Genomic DNA, 21,377 nt, shown 5'->3' with positions numbered 1-21,377 from the left:
GTACAACACAGAGCTTATGACTCCATTAACTAATATAATTAATGGGAGTAAAAATTGATTATCGGTATCTGCAACCATATAAATTAAAATTACAAAAATAACCGAAATAAAATTACTGTAAAAAACAGACTTGTGAAGTTTCTTGGCTTTGAGATAGAAGGAATTAAATTTAAAAATACCACTCACTGACTGGTAAAGGCACATCAATAACACAATAGATAGTTGGTATTGATTTGTTTTGAAAAATGCTAAATAAAACAACACAACGATAAAAGTACAACAAGCAGAAGTGATCAGGCCATTAGTAAAATATGTTTTCCATTTTAAAATCAATGACTCCGAATTGCCTTTGTATACTATCTCTCTGATCTCAGGCATGAGTTTGTTTTCTACTGCTGAAAAATATATTGCGATAATTCCCGCAAGGCTTAATGCAAGTCTTGTAAATACCAATTGCTCATTTCCGATAACTTTCTCGAGGTAAATAAAGCTACCTTGAGTGATAAACCAAAAGCAGAGCATTGAAGCAGCTGACCATTTCCCAATTGTCCAGTATTCAAAGAGGACTTTCTTAAGCTCATCTTCTGAATCAAAAACACGATAGCTACTCTGATTAAGAAGAACTATGACTAAAGATATAATACTCATAATAAGGATCAGCGAAGATAAATAACAGCCGGCTTCACGGACACCAGAAAAATACATGACAAAATAACTCAGCATGGTGCTCAACAATAATGACACCGAGAGCATTGCGGCAATAAATTCCTTCTTGACAATATAGAAACTACGGCGCAGAAAATCATACATGGGATAACACATTGATAGGCCGAAAATTAGTAAACTATATTTCCAGTCCTGCTCTCTGACAAACATTACTGTTGAGAGCAATGTAGCGGAAATAAAACTTATGAATATCGTCAAATATAATGACAGTCTGTAATGGTATCCTCGCGTCGCTCTCTCTACGCTAAAAACCCAAAATGGTGAAATAACCAGCGACACGATAACAACCAAACTGAACGAAGAGTATGAATTTATAATGATATATTTCGCAGCCTGGGAATTATCTAAAAACCTGGAAGCAAAAAAAATCATTCCTACGTTCAATAAAGCGAATGAAAACTGATCAATGTATTTACACAGCTTGTTTAATTTGGCTAACATGTTTTCGATGCTCATTTATTTGGCACATAATGCATTTCAAACATATACCTTGAGTACAATATACTAAACGCTATAAGATAGAAGAACATTTGATTATGGAAAGATCCAATCGTTAAATCGGTTAATATAAACATTATTAATAAAAAAACATGGGACTTTTTATAAGAAAATGTCTTTAAAATCATGAAATAGATAATATATACAATTGATAAATAAATGATTCCAAATCTATAGATAGTGAGCAAAAAACCGCTATCGAAAATAAAATTAGTACTTCCACCAATTCCAAATAATAGCTGCGTTATATTTAATTCAGACATGAAATCAATAACTGATATTCTATGTGTTACTCCATAATCATCACCATTCACAAAAAGCATAAAATAATCTTTCATTCTTGTGTTATAGCTAATGAAAATCATGAACACTGAAATCACCACAATAGAAGAAATCAATGACAAAAATATTTTCTTAAAATTATAATTTATTAAGGGCAAAACTATGTTGTTTGAAATAAAAAAACCTATTAGCGTTATTTTACTGAAACAAAGCAGCAATGAATAATAGATAAACGACTTAACTTTAACATTAGGGAAAAACAAATCAAACAAATGGAATATGATGACAAAGTAGGTAGCAAGTATTGTTGGTGAACCAATAAAACCAATAGGTCTAAAAGTAACATTTAGGTGTGTTGATATTATATGGGAAATGTCTCCACCATAATATACATTACTCATCGCGTTACTTACAGCAATATTATAAAATAAACCACTCGCAAATCCTGGAATACCTAATTTCTGAAGAGTCGCCACGCATAATTGCATTAATATGCTATAATACACTACTTTAAATAGCATTCTTTTATTTATATTTACCCATAATATAAAAGACGAGAAAACAAAAAGAAACATTTTTAGATGAATTATAGGTATTACCAAATCTTTTAACTCAAATGCCCCATAAATACTTCTAAAAAGAACTAACATGAATCCGTAAATGAAGGGTATTGTTAGCAAAAATGCTAATGTGTCCATTTCTTTACGTTGTGTTAGCTTAAACAATGAAAACAGAAATACCATAACTAATATCAAATCAGATATTAAGAATGGCATTCCTGAAAAGCGTATCACGGGCACGTATATAGAAATGACAAACATTAAGGAATATAATAAGGTAATCATATATAGTTAAATAAATCAGTCATCATTGGAACCTTTTATCTACACTAAATAACTTACATCGTTTGTTCGTTATAAATTATTAAAAACTCATTTCTCTATAATATTTAAGTTGGATGTTAATCGTTTTGGTATTGCGTGTAACTACCATACTCATAATAATTATGTGAGGTTTTTTCCACACCGTTAAATATTATACCATTCACCGTCAAGTTGTTTTGAGCAAAGCGTTTAGCTGAAACTTCAATCTCCTTCAAGGTATTCTGCTGAAAGCGAGCTACCAGCATAGTAGTTCCTGCATATTTCGCTGCAATACAGGCATCACTGACAGCCAGAACTGGCGGTGTATCGACGATCACTAGATCATACTGACTGGCCGCCCAAATCATTAAATGTTTAAAGTTTGCATTCATTAATAGCTCAGAAGGGTTTGGTGGTATTTGCCCGCGAGAAATAAAGTCCAGATTTTCAACTTCTGTTTTCTTAATATTTCCAACATAAGAATCTCTATTAACCAGAATATCGGACAAGCCATTTTTCTCTGAGCAACCAAGAATGTGATGAACCTGCCCCTTACGTAAGTCAGCATCAATTAACAGAACTTTTTTATCCGACTGGGCTATAACAACCGCAAGGTTACAACTGACAAATGTCTTACCCGCTTCAGGAGTCGCGCCAGAAATCAGTAATATATTATTCTCAGCTTGCATCATTGCAAAATGTAGACTGGTACGCAGGCTTCGAATAGCTTCCACAGAAAGGTCTGTAGGGTTATCTTTCGCTAACAGATTGACTGATCGCACTGATTTGCGTTTGGTTTTTCCTAGCTTCTGGTTTTTATCTTTTAACCATTTGGAGGCTGGAATAGTGGCATAAACATTCAGACCCAGGCTCTCAATCTGGTCGCTACTTTCAATACCACTATGTAATAACTTGCGAATGATGCAATATACAACTGAAATAAATAAACCAAAAAACATCCCCACCAAAATAACAATCGGTTTTTTGGGTGCGACAGGTTTATGGTCGGCTACTGCATTATCAATAATACGCACATTCCCCACTGTGCTGGCTTTATTAATACTTAACTCTTGCTGTTTATTTAACAGCAGCATGTAGACTTCCTGACCTGACTGTACATCCCGCGTCAGGCTTAAAATCTCTTGCTGTGTTTTCGGCATATTACTGATGCGAACATTCAGTTTATCGCGTTCTTTGAAAAGTAGTGCTTTCTTTTCCAGCAATGTTCTATAGGCCGGGTGATCACGAGTATAAAGCTTGGAGATTTCCGCCTCTTTAAAGGTCAGTTCATTTATCTGAGTTTCCAGAGAGACAGTGTTATCCAATACAGATTTTGCCTCTAATGATAAATCTACAGACTCATTTTTCTGTCGGAATAAATTCAGGTTATTTTCTGCATCATCTAATTTTTCACGTACCAAAGGTAGTTGTTCTTTCAGGAAGTCCAGACTTCTTGCAGCTTCTTCTGATTTACGGCCTACGTTCTGTTGTAAGTAATTATTGCTGATGCTATTTAATATATTAGTTGCCTGCTTAACACTCTCTTCTTTAAAGGTTAATTGCAACATGCCACTGTCTTTACTCATGTCAGTGACAGAGAAATCATTCAATAGATTATTAATAGCTGTTAGCTTTGCAAGTTTGGTAACAATGAAAGAGGTGTCGTGTGGTGCAGCAATGTCGCTGACCAGCAAACTAATGCCGTTCTTATCTAACAACTCACCTGTCTTGCCCCGCAGAGTAATATCATTAACTGAAATGCTGTACTCGGTCGGCGATAAAACAGTAAGTGTAAATGGAATATCCAGTAATTCATCAGGAACGATTAAGCGTGAAATAGCTATCTTTCCATCAGAATAACCGAACAAGCGTGAGAGACCTTTTCCAAATAGTGGTAAGTGCTTTTGCTGCACCACAGTATCCAACGCCAAATCATCAACGGTTTGTCCCAAAACTAAACGAGACTGTAATAAGCCAATTTCCGTCTGCGATTCAGGTTTACCATCTGGGATAATTTCGGAAAGCTTACTCAATACGTTGCCACCGGCTGTTTGCTCTACTTGAACCAAAGCACTCGCACTATAAATCGGCGTCGCTATCAAGGCATAAACAATACTGATAACAGTTAACATGGCGGTGATTATTATTATCTTCCACTTATTATCAAGCAGTACACCTATCAACTCAGATAAATTAATCTCTTCACTTTTATTGTTACTATTATTTTTATTAATACTGGAGGAATGTTCAGACATTTAACCACATCTCTTTACGGTTACTATTTCTTTAACGCCAGGACCCAGCGCGCGGTGCCTTGGGCTAATTGTGTATAAACCAATTGATGCATTTCGCGGCTTTTATTATATGGATCACCTATTTGCAGTTGATTTTGCCAATGACCAAATAGCATGGTTTTACCACTCACTTCTGGATAGTTCTTTTTAATACGCTCAAGCTGGGATTTTTCCATCACCAGAATCAGGTCGTATTGCATCGCAAGGCTTGAGGAAAATGCCTGCCCTCGATGGCCTTCAAGGCTTAACCCATTTTGCGCAGCAACCTCTACTGACTTTCGCTCAGCCCCTTCTCCTACTCGCGCATCCAGACCGGCCGAATCAATCTTTTTATCAGGAAACGCTTTACGTAATAAACGTTCTCCAGTCGGCGAGCGGCAAATATTGCCAATGCAAACCACTAAAATGGAATCGAACATAATTACCAATTCTTAATCATGCGGACGGTTTCGGTCATGTCATTAATCCCTGTAATAGTAGGGACTAACTGACCCAGCACGCGATTCCAGCGGGTAATAGGGGCCGTGGTGACATAGACAATGTCGTACGGTTGTAGTTTGAATTCGGTTCCCATTACCAGGGCAGTGGCATCAGCAATATTCAGTTGGTAGACATTCGCCAGTTTTCCTCCGTTGTTTTTACCGCTGGTTGAGCGGATAACGAAAATACCGGTCGCATCAGATGTCATCTGGTCGATACCCTCCGCATTACCCAATGCTTCAGTCAACGTCATACCGCTGCGGTCCATTTTCAGGGTGGTTTGTTTTTTCACTTCCCCCATTACGAACACTTTCAGATCATCGTTACGCGGTACGAAAAGAATGTCGCCGTTATGCATCAGGCGGTTCTGTTGTAGGTCGCCATTTTTCATCAGCGCCTGGAGGGAAATACGTTCGTCTTTGCCGTTATGGGTCAGTACCGCATTATTCCAGTCTGCATTTTCAGCAAGGCCACCGGCCTGGTTGATGGCATCCATAATAGTTAATGGCACGTTAGTCATTGCCAGTTGACCAGAATGTGCAACTTCGCCGGTCACATAGGCTTTCTGAGAGCGGAATGCTGCAACGCTAATATCGATTTGTGGAGATTCAATATAAGCCGCCAGTTTATGAGTTAACTCTTCGCGTAATTCAGCCAACGTGCGGCCAGCCACTTTTACCTTGCCCGCATAAGGGTAGAAAATTGTGCCGTCTGACTGCACCCAGTTGCCGGTATCTGATGCACTACGGTACTGGCCAGCAGGCGTTGTCAGTTCCGGGTGATCCCATACCGTGACCATCAAAACATCACCCACACCAATGCGATACTGATAATCCCTCACCTCTTTTTCGAGCTGGGAGTTAGTACGTGCGACCACTGGCGTTGCGCTGAGTGATTCAATCAATTTTGGGGTAACAGCGTAGACGTTAACCTTGTCATTGATATTTACTGAGTCGTCTTTATTAACGATGGTCTTACCGGAGGTTGTGAGGTTACTGCCAGGAACAATCGTGCAGCCACTAAGCAAGACAGCTGAAATCAATAACGGCACAGCTGCTAATTTTACAATTATCATGTTGGTCACTTGGTTCATCAAAGTGTTTAAACCCAGCGGCACTGGGCTTTTATATAAAGGAAAATGGGAGGTATTAGCGGTGGCTGACAGGTGCATCTACACTCACGGTACGAGACGATTTAAGTTGAACTCTCATATCGGGGTGCAGCTGTTGTAGCTTAGTGTTGATGGCAAAATAGCTGGCAAATACGCCGATAAACAGAGCCAGTGAAAGCCACTCAGTCATACCTATTATGGAAAGTACAATCCCGACACACGCAAGTGTTGCGGTAAGCACCGAAGCAAACAGAACCGTCTGGCGGCCTGTTAACCCGCTACGTAATAAAATATGGTGTAAGTGATCACGATCCGGATGAAACGGACTTTGCCCCCGACGCAAACGGCGCACCATAATCGTCACCATGTCCATCAATGGCAGCGCAATCAGCCACAACGCAGTCACTGGCGCCATTGCGGCATCGTTGCCCTGGCTACCGAGCATAATCAACCACAGCACCGAAAAACCAATCACCATGCTGCCTGCATCACCCATAAAAACTTTAAGGCGTTTGCTGTCGATGAAACCCATGTTGAGCATCAAATAAGGGATCAAGGCGACGATCATTAACAGGCACCACATGGCGTGGATTTGTTTCCCTGCAAGTAAGAAGACCGCCATTAGCGTTGCAAATATCACGCAGGACACCGAACCGAGCAAACCATCAACACCATCAATCATATTGAAAGCATTGATAGCGGCCCAAGTGGCAAACAGCGTCACTAGATAACCCAACGGGCCAAGCAGCAATTCATGTTCGCCTAGCACGTAGCCGAAGGTTTGTAGGTAAAAACCATCGACCATAAGAATGACGGCAGAAAGCGCTTGAAGAACAATTCGTGGAGCGACTGGAAGGTCAAAACGATCATCGGCAATACCGACAAACAGCAGCAATGAAATACTCATTAAATAGGTCAGAAAATGCGCTTCGGATTGAGGCAATACTTCAGGCCTGAACAGATAACAAATGGCAATGGCGCAGTAGAATGAGATCCCCCCCACCAGAGGTATTTCACCTTTGTGGTGTTTACGCCCGCCGGGCTTGTCCACCAGGCCACATTTTAAGGCCACGACTCGAGCGATAAGGAGCGAGGTCATTGCGGTCAAAAAAATGATGATTATTTCTTTACTCATGATGCTAATACCTTAATTCCTTTTAACAACGCTACCGCCCATGGCGAACATGGAAATAACCACGTGCCATTACAGAAACTCCTACTGTGCACATATAGTAATAACCACATTCCTGTGGTTACTTGAGTCTTAAGAAAAGTGAATTTCGCGCATTCTATTACAGAGGATTAGAGAGGGCAAAAAGGCAGCAGTGTTATGTTCATTCATTAAAACCCCGAGAAATGGTTTCACTTAAAATTTTTATTTACTTATAAAACAATGGTATAGGAACATGAAACCATTAAAATACAATATTTTAAGTTTCCCGACAACAGAGTAGGAATAACAGTAAAATATTGCTCAACAATTTATTTATACTGTAATTACCACGTTTAAATAATCTATTCATTGAATGTGACGAGAGTATTTTAAGGGTAAATAAAGAATGTGTTTATAGTGACCACAAAATCCACATTTGAATTATCTGGGGATTTCTGACGCATATTATTACTTTATTTTCAGAGATGAAGTTTCTAACAAAATAAAAAGCAATGGAATACTGATAAACCCCCAGAACGAATAATCCGTTTGTTTTTTACACACTTCGTGTAAAAAATCGCTATCAGATTAATCTAAGCATGCCCAGACAGAGAATCATTGATTCAGGAGGAAAAAAAACTCTCTCGTCATTGACCCGCTTAACCGAATACAGGCTAACAAATTGAAAATATAGTGATTTATTATCGAGAGGGTTTTCTTTCAACGGTGGTATTTCACACCAGAACAGCAGCAAGCTGATTTAGTCACTAATTAAGCAAACGTAAATAATAAATTCATTAAACTTGCAGAACCATTGCAGCATGTTCGTTTCGTAGACGGAAGAAGTGAATAATTGGGTGAAAAACAGCTATTTATTGGCATGCTTCCTTTCGAAGCGGGTCGTTCTAACCGCGAGCCGCACTATCCCTGTTTATTTTGAAGGGGTTGAAATGGGGGAAAACTTTTGCTGAAGATATAACCCTTGGCGATAGCAGATCTGATCAGAATTTTCCCCATAGAGCCCTCTATTTACAGTTAGATCTGTTGCGAAAATTCCGCAAAACCATCGCGAAAAGTCCGTAAATTCAACTTCCTGCCACAAGGTGTGGAAAAGCCTTTCCAAAAAATGGATACAAAAAAGTGGGCTACGTTTCCGTATGCCCACTCTTCATGTTCAGAGCAACAATCTGCCGCCGTGGTAGATGTCGCCAGCGCTTATCCAGCCTACGAACTCCGTTCACCCAACCGCTATTTCTTCTTATTGAGCATCGACTTTAAATCCGCGAACGGGTTATAGGTCGCTTCGCCAACATCTTTTTGCGCGTCTTCACCGGCCACAACCGTGCTGCCGTATTGGTCGGCTTCGGTGTACTTCGAGTGCTCGTGGTCGTGGCAATACAGGCACAACAGCTCCCAGTTGCTACCATCTTCCGGGTTGTTAGTGTGGTCGTGATCCATGTGGTGTACGGTCAGTTCGCGCAGGTTTGAGTAAACAAACTCGCGTGAGCAGCGCCCGCAGACCCACGGGAACAGTTTCAGTGCTTTTTCACGGTAGCCACTTTCGAGGCGCGTGTAGTTTTTTGGGATCAGTGCCATTTTGTATTACCTGGTCAATAAACGTAGGGTATAAAAATAAGGTTGTGTCGGATGATGCTGACGCTTTTCCGACCTACGGAAAAGTGATGTCATCAGTCTCGTTATAACTAGTTTATAGCCCCACTTTATCAATCCCCAAACGTTTCATGCGTGAAAGTAACGTCGTGCGTTTGAGCCCCAGGCGTTGTGCCGCACCACGTGGGCCTGCAACGACGCCGTTGGTATCTTTTAGCACACGCAAAATTCTCTGCGCTTCGTCTTCTCCTTCACGAATCTCTTCACTCGCCATAACAGGCAGCACTTTTTCTTCCGTCAATTGATAGTCCATTTCTGGCAGCGAAAGATGCAGCACATTGCCGCGCGTGAGCAGTACCGCACGCTCAATCACGTTTTCCAGTTCACGTACGTTGCCCGGCCAGTCCATACGGCTGAGCGTGCGCAAGGTTTCCGCCGGAATACTGTCGATACTGCGGTTCAAGCGATGGGCAATTTTAAAGGTGAAAGATTTCACCAATAGCGGAATGTCTTCCGGGCGCTCACGCAGCGGTGGCAGCGTAATGGGGAACACGTTCAGGCGATAATAGAGGTCGCTGCGAAATTCACGCTCGGCCACCATCTCTTTGAGATTGCGGTTGGTCGCCGCAATTAAACGCACATCCACCTGCTGAACTTTGTTGCTACCGAGCCGCTCAAATTCTTGCTCTTGTAGCACGCGCAACAGCTTAGGTTGTAGCTCCAGTGGCATATCGCCGACTTCATCAAGAAACATTGAGCTTTTGTCTGCAAGCTCAAACCGCCCGATGCGCTGGGTATTGGCACCGGTAAACGCACCGCGCTCATGGCCGAACAGATCGCTTTCCAGCAACCCGGCAGGCATTGCCGCGCAGTTGATTTTCACCATACGGCGGCTGTTACGCTCGCTCAGGTTATGAATCGCCCGTGCAATCAGCTCTTTGCCGGTGCCGGTTTCACCGAGGATCAGCACCGTACTGTCGCTTTTCGCTACCATATCGACTTGCTTGAGCACGTTCGACATCACATCGCTACGGCCAATAATCTCGCCAAAATCACTGGCGACATTGTTGATTTGCTCGGTGAGGTAGAGGTTTTCGTCGACGAGGTTCTCTTTTAAGCGATGGATTTCTTGATACGCCAGCGCGTTATCCACCGCAATGGCGATACGCTCAGCAATCTGGCGCAGCAGTTTGAGATTTTGTGGGGTAAACACGCCCGCCTCGCATTGCGCCAGCTTCAACACGCCCAGCATGTTGTTGCCAAACGTGAGCGGCAACAGGCACAAAGTCTGAATTTGGTTGCCCCACATTTCAAACAACATGCGCTCATACGGCGCGAGTTGGTCACCCTGATGCAAATTCAGCAACAGCATTTCACCGCTTTTAAACACCCGTTCGGAGAGCGTCCCCGCATGGGCGACATCGCTCCGGTCATGGATTGGCGATTGCTCTTTCACAAAGTGAGTGGAATAGACCGTCAGGCGGTCTTTGCGATTGCCACGCAAAACGATACTTATCGAATCGATGGAGAAGTAGTGGTGAATTTCGTTGGCGATCTCGCTTATCAGTTCATCGAGATCGAGCTTGGAAAGTACGGCGTTTGTCACCGCCACCAGGATGCGGAAATCATCACGTTCGCGGCACAGTTGTTGGTAATCATGATTGGAGTCGAGGCGGCTTTGAATTTGTTCTGCCACCAGCCCCACAACTTGTGCGAGCGTATGCAGACGACTCAACTCTTTGTCCGTCCAGACAGCATCGTTATTGCGAATAAACTCGCACCCACCAAAGATTTTACCTTCTGCCGCCAGCGGTAACAGGCAGTAGCGGCCAAATGGCGCGTAGAGTTCAAGGTTCATCACCTGCGGCCAGGTGTCGTTAAATTCTTCTTCGGTACAAATCAGGGCTTCCGGGCGCGAAAGCACGCGTCGCACAGGCCCGTTTGCCAGCACCATTTCATCTTCATAATGCAGTTCTTTGCCGTGTTGATCCGTGCCATAAAATGCCACACGCTGATTTAACGGATGATAAAGCAGAATATTGACTCGGTCTGCGAGCGCACCCTGTTTTGCCATTTGCGTCAGGCAGTGCGTCAGTGCCGAAAGATCAGGTTGCTGCAACAGGGTACGCGTAATATCAAATAACCCCTGCTGCCCGAGATCACTCATCGGTGTGTATGGCATTTTGCTTATCCAATTGGTGGTGCGGCGGTGGTGGATGACGCTGGCGCTTATCCACCCTACAAAATCTAAACGCCCAGCGATTTGTATTATAAATACCCGTGCAAGTGTACCCAGACCGGCACATGGCGTTCCTGGCTTAGGTCAACAAATCCGTGGTAGCGGCTCTGAATGTGGCAAATCTAATGTCCGTTTTACGCCATACAGCCCGGCAACTCGTACCCCTTTACGCTCGACAACCTCACCAATAATTGCGGCATCTTGACCCAATGGATGAGCCTGTAAAGCGGCAAGAACACTTTCTGCGGCATTCCTCGCAACCGCAATCACCAGTTTGCCTTCGTTGGCAAAATTCAGCGCATCCAGCCCAAGCAATTCGCACACCCCACGTACCGCAGGATTGAGTGGCAACTGGCTTTCCGTGATTTCCATCCCGCAACCGCTTGATGCCGCGAACTCATGTAGCACCGCATTCACGCCACCGCGTGTCGCATCACGTAGCGCTTTGACACCCGCAATATTGAGCAATGGCGCGATTAGCGGAGCCAGCACCGCGCAGTCACTGACTAATGCACCTTCCAGACCCAGCGATTCCCGCAAGTTAAGGATAGTGGCGCCGTGGTCGCCCAACGTTCCGTTGACGATAAGCACATCGCCCGTACTAATTTTCTGTGCGCCCCAATTCAAACCCGCAGGAATGGCACCGATACCTGCAGTGTTGATAAACAGTTTGTCTGCTGCACCACGTTGCACGACTTTGGTGTCACCGGTCACCACCGCAATACCTGCCGCTTTGGCGGTTGCCGCCATGCTGTGGACGACATGTTCCAGGGTTTCAATCGGCAAACCTTCTTCAAGGATAAATCCGCAGGATAACCAGCGAGGTGTCGCGCCGCTGACCGCAACGTCGTTCGCGGTTCCACAAATGGCGAGCTTGCCGATGTCACCACCGGGGAAAAACAGCGGGTCGATAACGTAGCTATCTGTGGAAAAGGCTAAGCGGTCACCAAGGGCGGTGAGTTCAGCCAGCGGTAATCGCGCCTGGTCTTCTTGTTCGGCGAGCCACGGGTTATCAAACGCTTGCATAAAAAGATCGGCGATCAGTTTTTGCATCGCCTGGCCGCCACTGCCGTGGGCGAGTTCGATTGTTTTCATGCTTCACTCTCCTGGCCGCGATATTGATACCAGGCGGCGCAGGCGCCTTCGGACGAGACCATCAATGCGCCAAAAGCATTTTGCGGATTGCAGGTTTTGCCAAACATCGGGCACTGATGCGGTTTGCAACGCCCGGTGAGCACATCGCCGCAACGCGCTAACGGGTCGTCGTACACCTGTTGCGGTGCGGGTTTGAAATGGTCTTCGGCATCAAACTGACGGTAACCGTCGGTAAGTTGAACGCCTGAATCGCTGATGGTGCCAAGGCCACGCCATTCGGCATCACCGCGCACGATAAATACCTCGGCAATCGCCTGCTGGGCAAGATGGTTACCGGCATCCGGCACCACGCGCTTGTACTGGTTTTCCACTTTGCTGTGCTGATGGATTTTTTGCTCCACCAGCATCACTACGCCTTGCAGCAAGTCGAGCGGTTCAAAACCGGCCACCACCAGCGGGCGTTGATGTTGAGTGGCAATAAAATCATAGGCTTCTGTGCCAATCACCATGCTGACGTGGCCTGGTGCCAGGAAGGCATCAATGCCGTTGTCGGGCTGCTCCAGCAGACTGCGAAGCGTAGGAATAAGCGTGATGTGCTGGCAGAAAAAGTAAAAGTTGTTGATGCCCTGGGACTTCGCCTGTTGCAGCGTAATCGCCGTCGTCGGCATGGTGGTTTCAAAACCGAGGCCAAAGAAAACGACTTTTTTGTCCGGATTCAGACTTGCCAACGCCAGCGCGTCCATGGGCGAGTAAACCACGCGCACATCCGCACCACGCGCTTTCACCTGCATCAACGAGCCATTTTTCCCTGGCACGCGCATCGCGTCACCAAAGGTGCAAAAAATCACCTCGGGATGGCTGGCGATTTCAATGCAGGCATCTATTCGCCCCATCGGCAACACGCAGACCGGGCAGCCAGGGCCATGAATAAACTCGATATTGTCCGGCAGTAGTTGGTCGAGGCCGAACTTAAAGATGGCGTGGGTATGCCCGCCGCACACTTCCATAATGCGCAGCGGGCGCTGTGGGGTGTAAGCCAACTTCGGTGCGCGTTCACGCAACACCTCTATCAGCTGCATCACTTTTTCCGGCGCGCGATATTCATCAACAAAACGCATCATCTGCGCTCTTCCCCAAACAGCAAGCCGCCGACATCAGGTTCCACTTCAAACATGTTTTGCAACGCGTCTAAGGTGTCGCGGGCCTCACGCTCATCAATAATCGCCATCGCAAAACCGACATGAACCAGCACCCACTGGCCGATTTTTGCGTCTCCGACCAACATCAGGTTAACGTCACGCTTGATACCGCAGACGTCGACTTTGGCGCTGCCGTCCGGCAAGCGTTCGACGATTTGCCCCGGAATGCCTATGCACATCGCTCAGCCTCCAGCCAGTTCAACCACTCATCCATGCCTTCGCCGCTGGTCGCGGAAACCAACAGGATTTCAATATTCGGGTTCACCTGACGGGCGTAATCAAGGCACTTTTCGACATCGAACTGCAAGTAAGGCAACAGGTCGATTTTATTGAGCAGCATCAGCGAGGATGCAGCAAACATATGCGGATATTTCAGCGGTTTGTCTTCGCCTTCGGTGACCGAAAGCACCGCCACTTTATGGCGTTCGCCAAGGTCAAAACTCGCAGGGCACACCAGGTTGCCAACATTTTCAATAAACAGGATACCGTTGCGCTCAAGCGGCAGGCGCTGCATGGCGTCGCGAATCATCTGTGCATCAAGGTGGCATCCTTTACCGGTATTCACCTGAATCGCTGGCGTGCCAGTTGCACGAATGCGCTCGGCATCGTTCACGGTTTGCTGATCGCCTTCAATAACGGCACAAGGTACACGGCCAATCAGGCGCTTTAAACTCTCAGTCAGCAGCGTGGTTTTGCCGGAGCCTGGGCTTGAAACCAGGTTCAGCACCAGTTGCTGCTGTTTGGCAAACTGCTGACGGTTGTACACCGCCAGCTGGTTGTTTTTATCTAAAACATTGAGTTCGATTTCCAGCATCCGGCGTTGTGTCATGCCCGGTGCGTGAGTGCCCGCAGCACCGTAGCCGTAATGCAGGTCGCCCTGTTCATCGGCAGTCGGTGCGAATTTCACTCCGGTGATTGGCGTTAAGGCACGCGCGGCAGGTGCAAACGGTGCGCTGCGGAAACCCGAGTGCGGATTGCGCTCGTCGCCTTCTATATACAAGTTGCCTTCGGCGCAACCACAAGTACTACACATGTTGTGTCTCCTCTACTTCCAGACGCTTAATCTGCACGCCATCATCTGCAACGATGCGTAAATTGCTGCCCTCGCACAACGGGCAACGCCGGACCAGTTGCGTTAACAAGGTGATGTGCTGCTGGCAGTCGTAGCACCAGCATTCCGCTTCTTGTTGATGAATATGCAGCTGGCAGCCTTCGGCCAGGGTGTCGCGGCACACTAATTCGAAACAGAACTCCAGTGCACTTTGTTCAACACACGAGAAAGCGCCTACTTCCAGCCAAACAGCCGTGACGCGTGTCGCGCCGTGTTGGCGGGCTTGAGTTTCGATGAGTTCCAGTGCGCGTTGGCAGAGGGTGATTTCGTGCATATGGCCTCCGGGGTATCTGGTGGAGTCAATGCAAGGAGAGTGCCAGGTAGATACATGAGGGAATGACACTGCCAATGTCAAAGATGACGAAATGACATGTCATTACTGGGGTTATTTGTCTCTTATTAATATAAAAATCAATATTTTCAATTAGATAAAACATTGGCACGAAACATGCTCTGTAGCTACAACAGCAAAAACAGAGTGATTAATCATGAACATTTGGGAACTGAGCGAAAAAGCTGAATACATTGCCGATAAGCACCAACGCTTACTCACGCAGTGGCAACAGTACGGCAATAGCTTGATTCAGGGCATCACCCTTTCTAAGGCCAAACTGCATCACGCAGTCGGGTGCAATCCAGACGATTCACTGCGCTTCTTCTTATTTGACCATTTCGTCATTCACGTCCGCCTGGCGGAAGGCTTCAACAGCCACACTATCGAGTACTACGTTGAGAAGCGTAATGGTAACGATAGAGTATTGATTGCAAAAGCAATCCTTGATGACGATGGCCGTATAGACAACAGCATCAGCAACCGAAACAGCGAAAACGTTCTCGAGCATTACCTCGAAAAAATACGCCCGGTCTACGAAAGCCTGTATCAAGCAGTCCACAGCGACACCCCTGTGTCGATGGGGCAATTGCAACAAAACACTCAGGCCTGATAGTCCCATTGGGTGTCGAAAACTGTCGAAATGGCAGCCGTCGACACTATTTCGTCAAAATTGATGACATTAATGACAATGATGAATCGCTTTATAATCGCCGACTCCAAACTCTGCATAGGTTGCCATACCTGTGAGGCGGCTTGCTCCGAAACGCACCGTCTTCACGGTCTGCAATCCATGCCTCGCCTGAAAGTCATGCGTGATGCTAATGATTCCGCGCCGCAGATGTGCCATCACTGTGAAGATGCGCCATGTGCGGGCGTGTGCCCGGCTAACGCTATCACCCGTCTCGACGGGGCGGTACAGCTAAATGAAAGCCTGTGTGTGAGCTGCAAACTGTGCGCCATCGCTTGCCCATTTGGTTCTATTGAATTTTCTGGCAGCCGCCCAATTCATATTCCTGCTAATGCCAACAGCCCGAAAGCACCACCAGCCCCCCCTGCTCCGGCGAGTGTCAGTTCGCTTATCGACTGGGTGCCAGGCGTTCGAGCCATCGCCGTGAAATGCGATTTGTGCAGTTTCGACGCCAATGGCCCTGCGTGTGTACGCACCTGCCCAACCAAAGCGCTGCGGGTGGTGGATAACCATGACATTGCCAAAGCAAGCCAACGCAAACGTGAATTGACCCTGAGCACCACGCTTGGCGATCTCACCCTGTTTACCCAGCCTGAGGTAAAAAAATGAGTGCATTTATCCTGATTCATTGGGCGCTAATGGGATTTGTGCTCAGCGCAGTGCTGGCAGGAATCACGGCATTTAATAAACCGGTGAGTGGTTTTATTGCCGGGCTTGGCGGTGCAATCAGTTCTGTACTGGTGTTGATTGCAGGCTTCGATGCGTTAACCGGTTTTAGCGGCATGGCGCAAGTTTGGCAGCAGCATTTACAGCTCAATGCTTTTAATGGCGTGTGGTTGGTGACGCTCGGTCTGCCAGGTCTGTTTATCTCGCTGTTTAATATCGACTGGCATCGCCATCAAGCGGTAAAAGCTAACGGCTTGCTGGTCAATCTGGTGATGGCAGCAGCGGTAGCGGCACTGGTTGCCGACAACCTCGGCATGCTGGTCGTGCTGGCAGAGATCGTCGCCCTGTGCGGCTACTTCCTGACCGGTTGCCAAAAGTCCGGCCAATTGTGGTTTGCGCTCGGCCGTCTTGGCACTGTGCTACTGGCCGTGGCGTGCTGGATGTTGTGGAATCAGTACGGCACGCTGAGTTATGCCGAATTGCATCTGTTAACCCATGGCATGCCGGTGAGCTCCGTGGTTTGGCTGCTCGGCCTGGTGGGCTTTGGTTTGCTGGCGGGCATTATTCCGCTGCATGGTTGGGTGCCACAAGCTCATGCCAACGCTTCTGCTCCGGCTGCTGCACTGTTCTCGGCAGTGGTGCTGAAAATTGGCCTCTACGGCATCATGAGTTTCTCACTGATCAGCAACGTCATGCCGCTATGGTGGGGCATTCTGGTGGTCATTCTGGGGATGATGACTGCGTTTATCGGCGGTTTGTACGCGCTGATGGAGCACAACATCAACCGCTTGTTGGCTTACCACACACTGGAAAACATCGGCATTATTCTGCTCGGTCTGGGTTGCGGCCTGATAGGTTTTGCGCTCAACGAATCCACGCTGATTGCACTGGGCATGATGGGTGGCTTGTACCACTTGTTCAACCATAGCGTGTTCAAAACCACGCTGTTCCTCGGCGCGGGTGCGGTGTGGTTCCGTACGGGTCATCGCGACATTGAGAAGTTAGGCGGGATTGGCAAGCGCATGCCGCTGATTTCTATCTCTATGTTAGTCGGCTTGATGGCGATGGCTGCCCTGCCACCGCTGAACGGTTTTGCTGGCGAGTGGCTGATTTACCAGTCGTTCTTCCACCTCGGTACTTTGCCGCTGTTTATCGCCCGCTTCTTAGGCCCGATGCTGGCTGTCGGTCTGGCGATTACCGGTGCGCTGGCAGTGATGTGTATGGCGAAAGTGTATGGCGTCACCTTCCTTGGCGCACCGCGTACACCGGAAGCTGAAAACGCAACTTCTGCACCGTTCCTGATGAACCTGAGTGTGGCCGCACTGGCCGCCTGTTGTGTGATTGCTGGTGTTGCCGCACCCTGGCTGATTCCACTGCTGCAAAACGCCATTCCGCTGCCGCTACAAACCGCGAATACCACCGTTTCACAACCGATGATCACTCTGCTGTTGATTGCCAGCCCGCTGCTGCCATTGATTTTGATGGTGATTTTCCGTGGCGACCGCCTGCCAAACCGCTCACGCGGCACGGCCTGGGTGTGCGGTTACGACCACGAACAAGCGATGGTGATTACCGCAGGTGGTTTTGCTCAGCCAGTGAAAGCGGCGTTCGCGCCACTGCTGAAACTGCGCAAAACCCTCAACCCGGTGAAATGGGTGCCTGGCTGGCAGTGCGATTGTTTAGCCGGTACGTTCCATCACCTGGCGATGATTGAACTGGCGGTGTTGCTGGTCGCGGTTTGCGCTTAAGGAGCCTGAGATGAAGTTCATTTTATTACCCATGATTCAGGCGCTGGTGTTGTTTGCCATCGCGCCGCTGTTGTCTGGTATTACCCGCGTAACCCGCGCCCGTATGCACAACCGCCGCGGGCCTGGCGTGATGCAGGAATATCGTGACTTGTTCAAATTGTTCAGCCGCCAGAGTGTGGCTCCGGCCGCGTCCGGTTGGGTGTTCCGCCTGATGCCGTTTGTAATGGTTGGCGTAATGCTGACCATTGCCACCGCGCTGCCGGTCGTCACCCTCTATTCGCCGCTGCCGTCGCTGGGTGATTTGATAACGCTTATCTATCTGTTCGCCATCGCCCGTTTCTTCTTTGCCATTGCAGGTCTGGACACCGGTAGTCCGTTTACCGGTATCGGTGCCAGCCGTGAAGCGATGCTTGGCGTGTTGGTTGAACCGATCCTGATTCTGGGACTGTGGGTGGCAGCGCAAGTCGCGGGCAGCACCCACATCAGCAATATCGCTTCCACCATTTACTACTGGCCTACAGCACAGAGCTTAACGCTGATTCTGGCATTCGCCGCTTGTGCCTTCGCCACGTTTATCGAAATGGGCAAACTGCCATTTGACCTCGCAGAAGCCGAGCAAGAATTGCAGGAAGGCCCGTTAACCGAATACAGCGGTGCGGGTTTTGCGGTGCTGAAATGGGGCATTTCCCTCAAGCAGCTAGTGGTGCTGCAAATGTTCGTCGGCGTGTTTCTGCCATGGGGCCAGATGAGCGAATTTAGCTGGGGTGGCCTTGTTATCGCGCTGGTTCTGGCAGCAGCCAAACTGGTGCTCGGCGTGCTAATCATCGCGCTGTTTGAAAACAGCATGGCACGTTTGCGCATGTTAGAAACTGCCGCGGTTACCTGGGCCGGTTTTGGCTTTGCCTTTTTAGCCTTCGTCTCCTTGCTGGCGGCGTGATTTAAGAGAATTTATCTATGTCTGAAGAAAAGATTGGCCAACATTATCTTGCCGCACTGCATAAGCAATTTCCGCATGCGGTGATCGACGAAGCGTGGCAAACCAAAGACCAAATCACTGTCACCGTGAAGCTCAACATGCTGCCAGAAGTGGTGGAGTGGCTTTACTACCAGCAAGGCGGCTGGTTGTCCGTATTGTTCGGTAACGATGAACGCCAGTTGTGCGGCAACTATGCGGTTTATTACGTGCTTTCGATGGAAAGCGGCGTGAAATGCTGGATTACCGTGCGCGTAGAAGTGGATGCCGACAAACCTGAATTCCCTTCCGTGACGCCGCGTGTACCTGCCGCCGTTTGGGGCGAGCGTGAAGTGCGTGATATGTACGGCCTGCAACCTGTTGGCCTGCCGGATGAACGCCGTTTAGTGCTGCCAGATGATTGGCCAGACGATTTATATCCGCTGCGCAAAGATAGCATGGATTACCGTCAGCGCCCGGCCCCAACCAGTGATCAGGAAACCTATCAGTTCATTAATGAACTGGGCAGCAAGAAGAACAATGTGGTGCCGATTGGCCCACTGCATGTCACTTCTGATGAGCCAGGCCACTTCCGCCTGTTCGTTGACGGCGAGAACATTATCGACGCCGATTACCGCCTGTTCTACGTCCACCGTGGCATGGAAAAACTGGCTGAAACCCGCATGGGCTACAACGAAGTCACCTTCTTGTCTGACCGCGTGTGCGGCATTTGCGGCTTCGCCCACAGCACCGCGTATACCACGTCTGTCGAGAATGCGATGGGGATCGTGGTGCCAGAACGCGCCCAGATGATCCGTGCGATTTTGCTAGAAGTGGAACGCCTGCACAGCCACCTGCTGAACCTTGGCCTGGCTTGCCACTTTGTTGGCTTTGACTCCGGCTTTATGCAGTTCTTCCGCGTACGTGAGATGTCGATGAAGATGGCGGAAATCCTCACTGGTGCGCGTAAAACTTACGGCCTGAACCTGATTGGCGGCATTCGTCGTGATTTACTGAAAGACGACATGATCCAGACCCGCCAGCTGGCACAACAGATGCGTCGCGAAGTGAAAGATCTGGTCGATATCCTGATGAGCACGCCAAACATCGAACAACGTACCGTCGGCATTGGCCGCCTCGACCCGCAAATCGCGCGTGATTTCAGTAACGTCGGTCCGATGGTTCGCGCCAGTGGTCACGCCCGTGACACCCGCGCCGATCACCCGTTTGTCGGTTACGGTTTGCTGCCAATGGAAGTGCACAGCGAAACCGGCTGCGACGTGCTGTCACGCCTGAAAGTGCGTATCAACGAAGTGTATACCGCGTTGAATATGATTGATTTCGGCCTCGATAACTTGCCTGGCGGCCCACTGGCAGTTGATGGCTTCACCTATATTCCGAACCGTTTTGCCCTCGGTTTCTCTGAAGCGCCACGTGGCGATGATATTCACTGGTCGATGACCGGCGATAACCAGAAGTTGTACCGCTGGCGCTGCCGTGCGGCGACCTATGCCAACTGGCCAACGCTGCGCTACATGCTGCGTGGCAACACCGTTTCTGATGCGCCGCTGATTATTGGCAGCCTGGATCCTTGCTACTCCTGTACCGACCGCATGACGGTGGTGGATGTGCGTAAGCGCAAAACCAAAGTGGTGCCGTACAAAGAGTTGGAGCGCTACAGCATTGAACGCACCAATTCACCGCTGAAATAGCCGGAGTCATCATGTTTAATTTCATTAAAAAAGCCATTAAAGGCGGTGTGGTCACCGAGTCGTACCCGCTACAGCCGATTGCCGTGGACCCGAATTTCCGTGGCAAACCGGAACACAACCCGCAGCAATGCATCGGTTGTGCAGCGTGTATTAACGCCTGCCCTTCTAATGCATTAACGGTGGAAACCGATCTGGTGGCCGGGCAACTGGCGTGGACCTTCAATCTGGGGCGCTGCATTTTCTGCGCACGCTGTGAAGAAGTCTGCCCAACCGCGGCCATCAAGCTTTCTCAGGAATACGAACTGGCGGTGTGGAACAAAGCCGATTTCTTGCAACAAGCGCGTTTTGATTTGTGCAACTGCCGCCAGTGCAGTAAGCCTTTCGCGGTACAAAAAGAAATTGATTACGCGATTGCCCTGCTTGAGCACAACGGCGACAAGCATGCCGAAGCGCACCGCGCCTCGTTTGAAACCTGCCCGGAATGTAAACGCAAGCTTTGCCTGGTTTCTTCCGAGCAAATCGACCTTAGCCGCCAGATTAGAGAGGCCAGCTAATGAGTATGTTACTCGGCCCACGCGACGATAAAGGCATGCCAGTGCCAATGACGGTGGATGA

Annotated in this window: 19 protein-coding genes; 6 read left to right on the top strand and 13 right to left on the bottom strand. The window is 48.0% G+C overall.

Translation table 11 applies throughout. The features are described 5' to 3' along the window. The 13 genes from VJY99_RS02325 to hypA form a co-directional block, all read right to left on the bottom strand. The coding region (locus VJY99_RS02325) for a hypothetical protein (protein WP_324115959.1) at nucleotides 1-810 on the bottom strand (810 nt) is incomplete at its 3' end. Between the two features lie 368 nt (nucleotides 811-1,178). After that, nucleotides 1,179-2,204 carry a hypothetical protein gene (locus VJY99_RS02320; RefSeq protein WP_324115957.1) on the bottom strand — a complete coding sequence of 342 codons (1,026 nt, stop codon included), beginning with the start codon at nucleotides 2,202-2,204 and terminating at the stop codon, nucleotides 1,179-1,181. A 263-nt stretch (nucleotides 2,205-2,467) separates the two neighbouring features. Further along, nucleotides 2,468-4,624, bottom strand: coding sequence for a polysaccharide biosynthesis tyrosine autokinase (locus VJY99_RS02315; RefSeq protein WP_324115956.1), 2,157 nt, complete (start codon nucleotides 4,622-4,624; stop codon nucleotides 2,468-2,470). 23 nt (nucleotides 4,625-4,647) lie between these two features. Next, on the bottom strand, nucleotides 4,648-5,082 hold the full coding sequence (locus VJY99_RS02310) for a protein tyrosine phosphatase (RefSeq protein WP_324115954.1): 435 nt from the start codon (nucleotides 5,080-5,082) through the stop codon (nucleotides 4,648-4,650). Between the two features lie 2 nt (nucleotides 5,083-5,084). Beyond that, nucleotides 5,085-6,218, bottom strand: coding sequence for a polysaccharide export protein (locus VJY99_RS02305; RefSeq protein ID WP_324115952.1), 1,134 nt, complete (start codon nucleotides 6,216-6,218; stop codon nucleotides 5,085-5,087). A 73-nt stretch (nucleotides 6,219-6,291) separates the two neighbouring features. Further along, nucleotides 6,292-7,389 carry a UDP-N-acetylglucosamine--undecaprenyl-phosphate N-acetylglucosaminephosphotransferase gene (gene wecA / locus VJY99_RS02300; protein ID WP_324115950.1) on the bottom strand — a complete coding sequence of 366 codons (1,098 nt, stop codon included), beginning with the start codon at nucleotides 7,387-7,389 and terminating at the stop codon, nucleotides 6,292-6,294. 1,266 nt (nucleotides 7,390-8,655) lie between these two features. After that, entirely contained in the window at nucleotides 8,656-9,003 is a 348-nt protein-coding gene (gene yajD, locus VJY99_RS02295; RefSeq protein WP_064561273.1) for an HNH nuclease YajD, read from the bottom strand. A 112-nt stretch (nucleotides 9,004-9,115) separates the two neighbouring features. Then, the gene (gene flhA / locus VJY99_RS02290; RefSeq protein ID WP_324115948.1) at nucleotides 9,116-11,200 is read right to left on the bottom strand and encodes a formate hydrogenlyase transcriptional activator FlhA; all 2,085 of its coding nucleotides are present in this window, start codon (nucleotides 11,198-11,200) and stop codon (nucleotides 9,116-9,118) included. 141 nt (nucleotides 11,201-11,341) lie between these two features. Further along, nucleotides 11,342-12,352, bottom strand: a complete 1,011-nt coding sequence (gene hypE / locus VJY99_RS02285; RefSeq protein ID WP_324115946.1) for a hydrogenase expression/formation protein HypE — start codon at nucleotides 12,350-12,352, stop codon at nucleotides 11,342-11,344. After that, nucleotides 12,349-13,470: a hydrogenase formation protein HypD gene (gene hypD / locus VJY99_RS02280; RefSeq protein WP_324115962.1), complete on the bottom strand. Its 1,122-nt coding sequence runs from the start codon at nucleotides 13,468-13,470 to the stop codon at nucleotides 12,349-12,351. Before hypD ends, hypE begins: the two co-directional genes overlap by 4 nt. After that, the gene (locus VJY99_RS02275; RefSeq protein ID WP_324115944.1) at nucleotides 13,470-13,730 is read right to left on the bottom strand and encodes a HypC/HybG/HupF family hydrogenase formation chaperone; all 261 of its coding nucleotides are present in this window, start codon (nucleotides 13,728-13,730) and stop codon (nucleotides 13,470-13,472) included. Before VJY99_RS02275 ends, hypD begins: the two co-directional genes overlap by 1 nt. Further along, nucleotides 13,721-14,584 carry a hydrogenase nickel incorporation protein HypB gene (gene hypB / locus VJY99_RS02270; protein ID WP_324115942.1) on the bottom strand — a complete coding sequence of 288 codons (864 nt, stop codon included), beginning with the start codon at nucleotides 14,582-14,584 and terminating at the stop codon, nucleotides 13,721-13,723. The genes VJY99_RS02275 and hypB overlap by 10 nt, the downstream gene beginning before the upstream one ends. After that, on the bottom strand, nucleotides 14,577-14,936 hold the full coding sequence (hypA, locus tag VJY99_RS02265; protein WP_324115941.1) for a hydrogenase maturation nickel metallochaperone HypA: 360 nt from the start codon (nucleotides 14,934-14,936) through the stop codon (nucleotides 14,577-14,579). The genes hypB and hypA overlap by 8 nt, the downstream gene beginning before the upstream one ends. 214 nt (nucleotides 14,937-15,150) lie before the next feature. On the opposite strand from hypA, the gene hycA reads away from it, so the two are divergent. The 6 genes from hycA (at nucleotide 15,151) to VJY99_RS02235 (ending at nucleotide 21,316) form a co-directional block, all read left to right on the top strand. Beyond that, the gene (gene hycA, locus VJY99_RS02260) at nucleotides 15,151-15,606 is read left to right on the top strand and encodes a formate hydrogenlyase regulator HycA (protein WP_324115939.1); all 456 of its coding nucleotides are present in this window, start codon (nucleotides 15,151-15,153) and stop codon (nucleotides 15,604-15,606) included. Between the two features lie 81 nt (nucleotides 15,607-15,687). Next, entirely contained in the window at nucleotides 15,688-16,293 is a 606-nt protein-coding gene (locus VJY99_RS02255) for a 4Fe-4S dicluster domain-containing protein (protein WP_324115960.1), read from the top strand. Beyond that, nucleotides 16,290-18,098 (top strand): formate hydrogenlyase subunit 3, encoded by a 1,809-nt coding sequence (gene hycC / locus VJY99_RS02250; protein ID WP_324115937.1) that lies wholly within the window; start codon nucleotides 16,290-16,292, stop codon nucleotides 18,096-18,098. Before VJY99_RS02255 ends, hycC begins: the two co-directional genes overlap by 4 nt. Before the next feature lie 10 nt (nucleotides 18,099-18,108). Next, complete coding sequence (locus tag VJY99_RS02245; RefSeq protein WP_324115935.1) at nucleotides 18,109-19,035, top strand: respiratory chain complex I subunit 1 family protein; 927 nt, start codon at nucleotides 18,109-18,111, stop codon at nucleotides 19,033-19,035. Between the two features lie 17 nt (nucleotides 19,036-19,052). Continuing rightward, nucleotides 19,053-20,762, top strand: coding sequence for a hydrogenase large subunit (locus tag VJY99_RS02240; protein WP_324115933.1), 1,710 nt, complete (start codon nucleotides 19,053-19,055; stop codon nucleotides 20,760-20,762). 11 nt (nucleotides 20,763-20,773) lie between these two features. Next, entirely contained in the window at nucleotides 20,774-21,316 is a 543-nt protein-coding gene (locus VJY99_RS02235; RefSeq protein ID WP_324115931.1) for a formate hydrogenlyase complex iron-sulfur subunit, read from the top strand. Nucleotides 21,317-21,377 lie beyond the last annotated feature (61 nt).

This window comes from Buttiauxella sp., from assembly GCF_035271705.1.
Lineage (GTDB): Bacteria > Pseudomonadota > Gammaproteobacteria > Enterobacterales > Enterobacteriaceae > Buttiauxella.
The sequence above is the reverse complement of the archived record's forward strand: the minus strand, read 5'-3'. Positions and strand labels throughout refer to the sequence as shown.